The sequence below is a fragment of the Kineosporia sp. A_224 genome, assembly GCF_002198655.1.
Classification (GTDB): domain Bacteria; phylum Actinomycetota; class Actinomycetes; order Actinomycetales; family Kineosporiaceae; genus R-H-3.
Genome location: NZ_MWLN01000186.1, coordinates 64,478 through 70,923 on the forward strand (window position 1 = coordinate 64,478; position 6,446 = coordinate 70,923).

3 protein-coding genes and 1 pseudogene are annotated in these 6,446 nt (G+C 76.6%); 3 read left to right on the forward strand and 1 reads right to left on the reverse strand.

Annotated features, from left to right (window positions below; all coding sequences use genetic code 11):
* Positions 1-32: 32 nt before the first annotated feature.
* The gene (locus EDJALFJO_RS19600) at positions 33-1,484 is read left to right on the forward strand and encodes a serine hydrolase (protein ID WP_088288007.1); all 1,452 of its coding nucleotides are present in this window, start codon (positions 33-35) and stop codon (positions 1,482-1,484) included.
* An 18-nt stretch (positions 1,485-1,502) separates the two neighbouring features.
* Here the strand turns inward: EDJALFJO_RS19600 and EDJALFJO_RS19605 are convergent, their stop codons facing one another.
* A complete protein-coding gene (locus tag EDJALFJO_RS19605; protein WP_088287996.1) occupies positions 1,503-2,981 on the reverse strand; it encodes a hypothetical protein in 1,479 nt (492 codons plus the stop codon).
* A 121-nt stretch (positions 2,982-3,102) separates the two neighbouring features.
* On the opposite strand from EDJALFJO_RS19605, the pseudogene EDJALFJO_RS36505 reads away from it, so the two are divergent.
* Positions 3,103-4,257 (forward strand): annotated as a pseudogene (locus EDJALFJO_RS36505) (exonuclease SbcCD subunit D); the annotation flags it as partial.
* 198 nt (positions 4,258-4,455) lie between these two features.
* Positions 4,456-6,446 (forward strand): AAA family ATPase (locus tag EDJALFJO_RS36510; RefSeq protein WP_369812560.1); only part of this gene is annotated, 1,991 nt, incomplete at its 3' end.

The window sequence follows — 6,446 nt, forward strand, 5'->3', positions numbered from 1 at the left end:
CGGGTCAGCGAGAGGAGCCCGCCGTGCCGTCGATGGTGCCGTCGTCCGAGCCGCCCGCAGTGCCGCCGTCCCTGCCCCGCAGCACGCCGTCCGCCCAGGGGGTCGACCCGGGCGGGATCAGCGCGTTCCTCGACGCGGTGGACGCCGCGCCCGGCGTCGAGCTGCACTCGCTCGTCGTCGTCCGTCACGGCCACGTCGTCGCCGAGGGCTGGTGGCACCCGTACACCCCCGGGCGGGTGCACCTGCTCTACTCGCTGAGCAAGAGCGTCACGTCGGCCGCCGCCGGGTTCGCCGTCGCCGAGGGCCTGCTCGACCTGGACGCGACGGTCCTGTCGTACTTCCCGGAGCTGGACGCGCACGTGACCGACCCGCGCAGCCGCGCGATGCGGGTCCGGGACGTCGCCGCGATGGCGAGCGGGCACCTCGCGGAGACCGCCGACGCGGCGTTCGCGGCCGACGACCCGGTCCTCGGGTTCCTCACGATCCCGCCCGACCGCGACCCCGGCACCGTGTTCGCCTACAACCAGCCGTGCACGTACTCGCTCGCCGCGATCGTCCAGCGGCTCACCGGTGGCACGCTGACCGACTACCTGCGGCCGCGCCTGTTCGACCCGCTCGGGATCGCGCCGGGCGGCTGGCAGCAGCACCCCGCGGGCCGGGAGATCGGCTACTCCGGCCTGCACCTCACGACCGAGGATGTCGCCCGGTTCGGGCAGTGCCTGCTCGAGGACGGTCGCCGGCAGGGCCGCCAGGTGCTGCCGGAGGGCTGGGTCGCGGAGGCGACCCGCCGGCACGTCGGCACCGCCGGCTCGGCCGGCGAGGCCGTCGTCGAGGCCCGGGACGGCGACTGGGCGCAGGGGTACGGGCAGCAGTTCTGGCGCTCCCGGCACGGCTACCGCGGCGACGGCGCCTACGGGCAGTTCTGCGTCGTCGTCCCCGAGTCGGACCTCGTCGTCGCGACGACGGCCGCGGCGCCCGACATGCAGGCCGCGCTCGACGCGGTGTGGGCCCATGTGCTGCCGGCGCTCGCCGACGGGCCGCTGCCGCGGTCCGCCGCGGACGACGCCCTCGCCGTCCGGCTCGCCACGCTCGGGCTGCCGCCGGTCCCGACGGGCGGCCCGGACGCCGTCCCGGCCGGGACGGTGCTGCGCCTGGCCGGCACGGCCGCGCTGCGCGGCGTCACCGGCGCCGTGCTGCGCCGCGACGCCACCGGCTGGACCCTCACGCTCGACGCCTGGGACGGCACCGTCGTCGCGGACGTCGGCACCGGCGGCTGGGCCGTCACCGAGCCGGACGACGGGGCCGCACCGCTCGCGGTGAGCGCCGGCTCACCGGCCCCGGGGCAGGTGCGGGCCGACGTCCTGCTGCTCGAGACCCCGCACCGGCTGCGCCTCGACGGGGACGTCGCCGCGGGCACGCTCACCGCGGCCTGGGCCACGGACCCGCTGGGCGGCGTCAGCCTGCGGTCGATGGCATCGCGCTGACGCGTCCCCGGCAACCGCCTACGGCACCGGCCAGGTGTGCACCGGCTCGTTCGAGTGCATCCCCTCGACGTACAGCGCGAGCATCTGGCGCAGCGCCTCGGCCCGCGGTGCGCCGCGCCCCTCGAGCGCCTGGACGGTCTCGGTCTGCCAGGCGGCCCCGTTCCGGCCGGTCTTGGCGCGCTCCTCGATGATGCCGAGGTAGCGGTCACGGACGGCGGGGTCGACGCCCCAGCGGTCGAGGCCCTCGTAGGCCATGGGCAGCAGCCGGCGCAGGACGAGCTCGTCGACGGTGACGTCCCCGAGGCCGGGCCAGTAGACCGTCGCGTCGAGGCCGCGCCGGGCGCACTCGTGGAAGTTCTCCTCGGCCGTCGGGAAGGTGAGCTTCGTCCAGACCGGCCTGTCGTCCTCGGCGAGCACCCGCAGGGCCCCGTAGTAGAAGGCGCTGTTCGCGAGGATGTCGACGACCGTCGGGCCGGCCGGGAGCACCCGGTTCTCCACGCGCACGTGCGGGACGCCGTCCACGACGTCGTAGACCGGGCGGTTCCAGCGGTAGATCGTGCCGTTGTGCAGCCGGAGCTCCTGCAGCCGCGGCGCCGCGCCGGACTCGAGCACACGCAACGGGTCCTCGTCGGTCACCTCGGGCAGCAGCGCCGGGAAGTACCGGACGTTCTCCTCGAAGAGGTCGAAGATGGACGTGATCCACCGCTCGCCGAACCAGACCCGCGGCCGCACGCCCTGGTTGCGCAGCTCCTGCGGGCGGGTGTCCGTCGACTGGGCGAAGAGCTCGATCCGGGTCTCGCGCCAGAGCTCGTGGCCGAAGAAGTACGGCGAGTTGGCGCCCATCGCGAGCTGCGGGCCGGCGATCACCTGGGAGGCGTTCCAGTTGCGGGCGAAGTCGGCCGGGGCGACCTGCAGGTGCAGCTGGACGCTCGTGCACGCCGACTCGGGCGCGAGCGTGTCGGCGTAGGTCGCGAGCCGCTCGACGCCGGTGATGTCGAGGTGGATGTCCTCGCCGCGGGCGGCGAAGATCGAGTTCTCGAGCGCCTGGTAGCGCGCCGACGGGCTCATCCACGACTCGTCCGCGAGGTGCTGCGGCATGAGCGTCGGCAGGATCCCGACCATGACGATGTGCCCGCCGCGCCGGTTGGCCTTCTCCTCCGCAGCGTTGAGCGAGGCCCGCAGGGACGCCTCGAGCCGCAGGCTCGCGTCCCCCGCGAGCGGCTGCGGCGGCACGTTGAGCTCGATGTTGTAGGCCCCGAGCTCGGTCTGGTAGGCCGGGTCGGCGATCTCCTCGAGCACGGCCATGTTGCCGAGGAAGGGCTGGTAGTCGGCGTCGACGAGGTTGAGCTCGACCTCGAGCCCGGTCATCGGCTGCTCGGCGTCGAAGTGCGTCGTCGACAGCATCCGCTCGAAGACGTCCAGGCACAGCTGGACCTTCTCGCGGTAGCGCTGCCGCTCCTCGCGCGTGAACCCGGTCCCGCTCACCTCGTCGCCCATGCGGCGACTGAAGCACAGGCCGCCCCCGCGTGACCAGAGCGTCCGACGTGACGCACGCCGGTGGCCGCCCGGCGGGCGCGCCTCGCCCCGGCTGTCGGGACCAGTGCATAGGGTCTGGATCGTGCGGATCCTCCACACCTCGGACTGGCATCTCGGGCGGTCCTTCCACCGCGTCGGGATGCTCGACGCCCAGGCGGCGTTCGTCGACCACGTCGTCGAGGTGGTCCGGTCCGAGCAGGTGGACGTCGTGCTCGTCGCCGGGGACGTCTACGACCGGGCGATCCCCGGGGTGGACGTCGTCGCCCTCCTCGACGAGGCGCTGGCCCGGCTGACGTCGACCGGCGCGACCGTCGTCCTCGCGAGCGGCAACCACGACTCCGCGCGCCGCCTCGGGTTCGCCTCCCGGGTGCTCGAGACCGCCCGGGTCCACGTCCGCACCGACGCGCGCCGCTGCGCCGAGCCCGTGCTCCTCGAGGACCGGCACGGCCCGGTCGCCCTCTACCCGCTCCCCTACCTCGAGCCGGTCCTCGCCGCGGGCGCCCTCGGGCTCACCGAGACCGGTGCCACCCACGCGGCCGTGCTCGGCGCGGCGATGGACGGCGTCCGCGCCGACCTCGCGGGCCGGCCCGCCGGGACCCGCTCGGTGGTCGCCGCGCACGCGTTCGTCGTCGGCGGCGAGGTCTGCGACAGCGAGCGGGACATCAGCGTCGGCGGGGTCGCCTCGGTGCCGAGCGGCGTGTTCGAGGGGGTGTCGTACACCGCCCTCGGGCACCTGCACGGCCGGCAGCGGATCAGCGAGACCGTCCGCTACAGCGGCTCGCCCCTCGCCTACAGCTTCTCCGAGCACGCCCACCGCAAGGGCTCCTGGCTCGTCACCCTCGGCCGTGACGGCGTCGAGTCGGTCGAGTCCGTCGAGGCCCCGGTCCCCCGGCCGCTCGCCCTGCTGCGCGGCCGCCTGGAGGACCTGCTCTCCGGCTCCGGCTACGCCCCGCACGAGCAGGCCTGGTGCCGGGTCACCCTCACCGACCCGGAGCGCCCGGCCGAGGCGATGCAGCGGCTGCGCACCCGGTTCCCGCACACCCTCGAGCTGCGGTTCGAGCCCGAGGGCGTCGCCGGCGCGGTCGACCTCAGCTACACCGAGCGGGTCGCCGGCCGCAGCGAGCTCGACGTCTGCTGCGGGTTCGTCGAGCACGTCCGCGGCCGGCGGGCCTCCGACGGCGAGGTCGAGATCCTCCGCTCCGCCGTCGAGGATCTGCGGCTGGACGACGCCGAGCGGCTCGGTGCCGCGGCGCTGCGGGCCGACCGGCGCGAGCGCCGCGCGACCCGGACGGCGCCCACGCCGGCGGCGGTGACTGCTCCGGCCGTGCCGGTCGCAGCGGCCCCGGCCGCAGCGGCCCCGGCCGCGCCGCCCGTCGAGGCCGCGGTGACCGACGGCTTCGGGACCCTCGACGCGCTCGACGTCCTCGGCGTCGTCATGACCCCCGAGCCCGAGCAGAGCGAGCCCGCGGCCACCCGTCCGCCGGCGCCGTCCGGCCGCCCCGGCCGCCGAGCAGGCGTCGCTGTTCGAGGAGGCGGGGTGAGGCTGCACCGGCTCGACGTCACGGCGTTCGGGCCGTTCGCCGGCTCGGAGTCCGTCGACTTCGACGCGCTCGCGGAGAGCGGGCTCTTCCTGCTCCACGGGCCGACGGGCGCGGGCAAGACGAGCGTCCTCGACGCCGTGTGCTTCGCCCTCTACGGCCAGGTCCCCGGCACCCGCCGGACGACGGTCCGGCTGCGCAGCGACCACGCCGACCCCGCGACCGTCCCGCAGGTGCGCCTGGACTTCTCCGTCGGCCGGCGCCGCTTCGAGGTGACCCGCTCCCCCGCGTGGGACCGGCCCAAGAAGCGCGGCAGCGGGACGACGCCCGAGCAGGCCCGGGTCACGGTCCGCGAGCTCGTCGACGGTTCCTGGGAGCCCCTGACCGCCCGGATCGACGAGGCCGCGCACCTGCTCGAGGAGCTCCTGGGCCTCGGGCCGGACCAGTTCACCAAGCTCGTCCTGCTCCCCCAGGGCGAGTTCGCGGCGTTCCTGCGCGCCGACGCCGACGAGCGCAAGGCGCTGCTCGAGAAGCTCTTCGGCACCGACCGGTACGCGGCGCTCGCGACCTGGGTGCGGGAGCGGCGCATCGAGCAACGGCAGCGGGTCGAGGCCGTCGCAGAACGTACGCGCCTGCTGCTCGCCCGCGCCGAGCAGGCCGTCGAGCCGCTGGGTGGTCCTCCGGCCGCCGGGGCCGGCGACGACGAGTGGGCGGCCCTCGGTGCCGGTGCGGCCACCGGCGACCCGGCGGCCGACGCCGCCGACGACTCCGCACCGACGGACGCCGCAGACGACCTCGCGGCCGACGGCGCCGACGCCCCGCGCCGCCGCCTCACGGTGCTGCGCCGGCACACCGCCCGGGCCGCCGAGGACGCCCTGGCCCACCGGGTCGCCGCACAGGGCCGGCTCGACGTCGCCCAGCGGGCGCACACCGAGGCCACCGCGCTGGCCGCGCTGCGCGCCGAGCACGCCGCGCTCACCGCGGCCCGGGACGACCTCATGACCTCGGCCGAGGAGGCCGAGACGACGCGCCGGCTCCTGCGGGACGCCGTCCGCGCCGAGCCGGTCGCGGCGCTCGCCGCCGGGATCCGCGACGCCGTCGTCCGCCGCGAGGAGGCGGCGGCCGCCGTCGCCCGGCGCACCGCGGCGCTCGGCCCGGTCCCGACGGAGGCCGACGGGCCGTCCGCGGGCACCCCCGTCCCCGACGTCGACGACGAGGCGCTGCGGGCCGCCGCGGACGCCGTCCGGCAGCGGGTCGGCGAGCTCGCCGCCGTCGCCGAGGACGCCGCGACCCTCGCCACCCTCGACACCCAGGTGGCCGCCGCCCGGGCCGCGTGCGCGGCGGCGCACGCCGACCACGACCGGGTCGTCGTCCGGCAGGCGGCCGCCACGGCGAAGCTCGAGGCGCTGCGGGTGCGGCTCGCCGAGGTCACCGCCGTCGCCGCCGGGAAGGCGCAGGCCGACGAGGCGCACCGCAGCGCCGGCCAGGTCTTCGCCGCCGCCGAGGAGCGCGACCGTCTCCTCGCGACCGAGCAGTCCCTCACCACCCGGGTGTCGACGACGACCGGCACCCGGAACACGGCGATGAAGGCCTGGCTCGACGCCCGCGAGGCCCGCCTCGACGGGATGGCCGCCGAGCTCGCGGCCGCCCTCACCGACGACGGGCCGTGCCCGGTGTGCGGCAGCGCCGAGCACCCGCGGCCCGCGGCGCCGCCCGCGTCCGACGCCGCCGGCCGGTCGGCGACCGTCACGGCGCAGGCCGAGCAGACGCTGCACGAGCGGTACCTCGCGGCCGACAGCACGCTCACCGCCGCCGCCGCCGAGCTGACCGCCGTCCGGGAGCGGCTCGCCGCCGTCGCCGAGGACGCCGCGACCCTCGCCACCCTCGA

Excerpts from the sequence above, each read along its gene's own strand:
- EDJALFJO_RS19600 (WP_088288007.1), top strand. The coding sequence starts at position 33 with ATGGTGCCGTCGTCCGAGCCGCCCGCAGTGCCGCCGTCCCTGCCCCGC.
- EDJALFJO_RS19605 (WP_088287996.1), bottom strand. The coding sequence starts at position 2,981 with ATGGGCGACGAGGTGAGCGGGACCGGGTTCACGCGCGAGGAGCGGCAG.